Below are 2,905 nucleotides of genomic sequence, written 5' to 3'. Positions count from 1 at the left end.
GTGGATTAACAAGCCCGACGACACCGAGGAGGCCACTCAGTAAATACCGCTCGACGGTGCCTCATTCAGGTTGACAACTTCCGTCCTGCTGCCGTCTGCGCGCACTCCAGTGCCTATTGGGCTGCGGCGATGTCGATGACAGCTCGGTAACAGCCACGCCAGCCCGGGTGGGCTATACGCCGATGCTTGCGGCGTCCGCTCTAAAGGAGTATCGGCTGATGGCGACACCCCGCTCCATCGGGCAGCATTCGCAAGTGGCTCCGATGGCGGTCGATCCCGATGCGAGGTTCATCGCAGAATCGTCCGGACTCCGCGGCAGAAGTGGTTGCACACGTAAATTTCGGATACGCCCTATGCTCCCCACATGGAGATGCTGAGGGTTGATCCGGGAAGCGTGCGGGCGATGGCTCTCCGGTTGCACGTGCGTGCTGGTGAGCTGGGCGCCAGCACGCCGCCGCCGATTGAGTCGTCGTGTCACCCGTCCGTAGCGGCGGTAAACGCCGGGCATGCTGCTGTGGCGACTGCTGCGGAGTCGCTCACGGGTCGGGTGCAGGCCAGTGCAGCTAAGGTCGCCGCTGGCGACGCTAGCTATATCAACAATGAGGCCACCTCGGCGGCCGAGCTAGCTGCGGTAGCAGATCCGCTAAGGGGCTGGTAGCAATGGCGGCCGCAAGTGGGTCTTTTCCGAGTTTGTCGCAGCTTTTGTCCTGGCCCATAGAGCATCTCACCCGGGCGGCTGACTATTGGGTGACTACCGGCAATCGTTGGTATGAGGTCTTCAGCCAGAACTGGCGGGACAGTCTTTCGGTCGACTGGAAGGGCAATGGAGCGGAGGCGCTGCGCACTCGGACCTACGCCGACCATAAAGCGGTCGGCGAGTTAGCCGACCAATTGCATGAGGCGGCCAAGGTCGCGCGCGGCGCGGCGTCCGATTTGTATGCGGCCAGGTCGCGGGTGCGGTACGCGGTTGAAGACGCCCGCGACGCGGGATTCGATATCGGTGAAAATCTCTGCGTCACTGATCGCTCGGCGGGCGGCTCATCTGCGGTGCGAGCTGCCAGGCAAGCCCAGGCTCAAGCATTTGCTGCCGACATCCGCCAGCGCGCCATGCAACTGGTTGGGCTGGATCAGCAAATCGCTGCCAGAGTTACGACCGCAATGGCCGGCGTCGGCAACATCTTCCCAGCGGATAATCCGACAACAACTACTACAACAACCCCTCCATCCCCTCCGAAATGTGATCCTGAAGACATTGCAAAACTTATGAGGAAAATCGACGAATGGAACAAGAGGGACGCGGAACTTACTGATGAAATCAATGCCTACAATCGTGAAAAACATGATTTCAATATTAACGACCCAGAGGAGCGCAGAAAGGCGGAAGACTATATCCGGCGTGGACAAGAGTTGCAGGCTAAGAAAGACAGGCTATTGTATGATCAGAGAATCCTTATTCGGCAAGTGACGGAGTGCGGCGCGAAGATTGTCGACGGTCATATACAGTGGCCCGACGGGTCAACGAGTCCGACTCCGACCCCCACGCCGACCCCAGGCCCAACCCGCTGAGCCCACATGCAGATACCGCAGATCACTCGGCGAGGTAGGACTTTGTACGCAGCGGCGCCGATAATCCTGACCGCCGCCCTGGCTCTGGGTGCGACCGGGTGCGCGTCGAATGCCAGCGACAAGTCGTCGGGCACAACGTCATCGAGCGTTAAGTCCTCCGCCTCATTTGCCCCACCTCCGCCGTCGATCAACGCGCCGACGTTGACGTCGGGGCCAGTGACCGCGCTGCAACCAGGGTCTCCAATCATGGTTGGTGACTTGGCCGCCACCATGGTGTGCAAAGCCGGCTTCTATATCGACTACCCCGATGCGAATCATGGCGGTCAGCGGCTGCGCGGCTTCATCACCGCGGCGCAATGTGCTCAAGGTGCTGCGCATGCGCCGGTGTCGGTGATGAAGATGCAGGCCGCCGGCGAACCACCCCGTCGAATCAAAGTCGGCGAAATCACCTACGTCGCCCCGGGCGATGTACCACCAGCAGTTGCCAACGAACCGTGGACGATCCCGACTTCCCCCCTGGCGATATTCAGTTCCGGTCAGCCAGAGTGGGCGGTTCCGGTGGACGTCAAAGTCAACGACCAGATGCCGACCGGCGCAACCGTTCAGGCTGTACAGCCGGTCGAACAGCGCAAGGCGCCTGCAAGGTGGAGCAACGTCGACGGAGTCGTCGTCACGGGACACGTGCTCGACCCGGCCTCCACGCCGGATCTGAAGGACCTGCCCGCTGGCGTGGCTCGCGTCGTCGTGGCTGCAGACGACACCACCAAGCCCATCGAGCAGTGGGTGCTCGGTTCTCCGGTCACCGTGGACCTCGATGGCACCATCTACAACCTCGGCGTGATCACCGGCGTCGACGAGACAAGGCACTGGATCGTGGTCGACCTCATCAATCCGCTTCTCGTCCAACAAGATGCCCGCCTGATCACGGCTAGGTAAGGGCCCGAAGTCCCTCCATCCATGGGCGGATTTGCGTGGACAACGCGTACTCATGGCGCGAAACCGCCAGTGAATCTTTGCGATTCAGCGCTCTTGGCCAGTTAGGGTGCGCCGCTATGGAGCAGCCAGCGGCGCCAGTCCGACCGCGGAAGTCTCACACGCGTACATCAGCAATTCCGGCGGCAACCGGTGACTTATAAACAGCACCACGCGGACGCCGCACTGCGCCGAGTGCAACCGTATTACTATTCGCAGCTGTGAAGACCGAGACCGTGGGGCGGTGGTGAATTGAATTGACCAGCAAGACAGCTGTCGAGAACTTTGCCGGCTCTTCGCAGATGAGGGTGTAGAGGTGGTCGGCGCGTCGTTGCCGGGATAGGGGTCGAGGTCTTCCGAAGATGAG

2 protein-coding genes are annotated in these 2,905 nt (G+C 61.1%); both read left to right on the top strand.

Annotation, left to right across the window (positions count from 1 at the left end):
• Positions 1-747 precede the first annotated feature (747 nt).
• Positions 748-1,566 (top strand): hypothetical protein, encoded by an 819-nt coding sequence (locus tag BST40_RS27725; protein ID WP_244174523.1) that lies wholly within the window; start codon positions 748-750, stop codon positions 1,564-1,566.
• 246 nt (positions 1,567-1,812) lie between these two features.
• Positions 1,813-2,502, top strand: a complete 690-nt coding sequence (locus BST40_RS32195; protein WP_244174521.1) for a hypothetical protein — start codon at positions 1,813-1,815, stop codon at positions 2,500-2,502.
• The last annotated feature ends 403 nt before the right edge of the window (positions 2,503-2,905 follow it).

The organism is Mycobacterium persicum (genome assembly GCF_002086675.1).
Classification (GTDB): domain Bacteria; phylum Actinomycetota; class Actinomycetes; order Mycobacteriales; family Mycobacteriaceae; genus Mycobacterium; species Mycobacterium persicum.
The sequence above is the reverse complement of the archived record's forward strand: the minus strand, read 5'-3'. Positions and strand labels throughout refer to the sequence as shown.

Excerpts from the sequence above, each read along its gene's own strand:
- BST40_RS32195 (WP_244174521.1), top strand. The coding sequence starts at position 1,813 with ATGGTTGGTGACTTGGCCGCCACCATGGTGTGCAAAGCCGGCTTCTAT.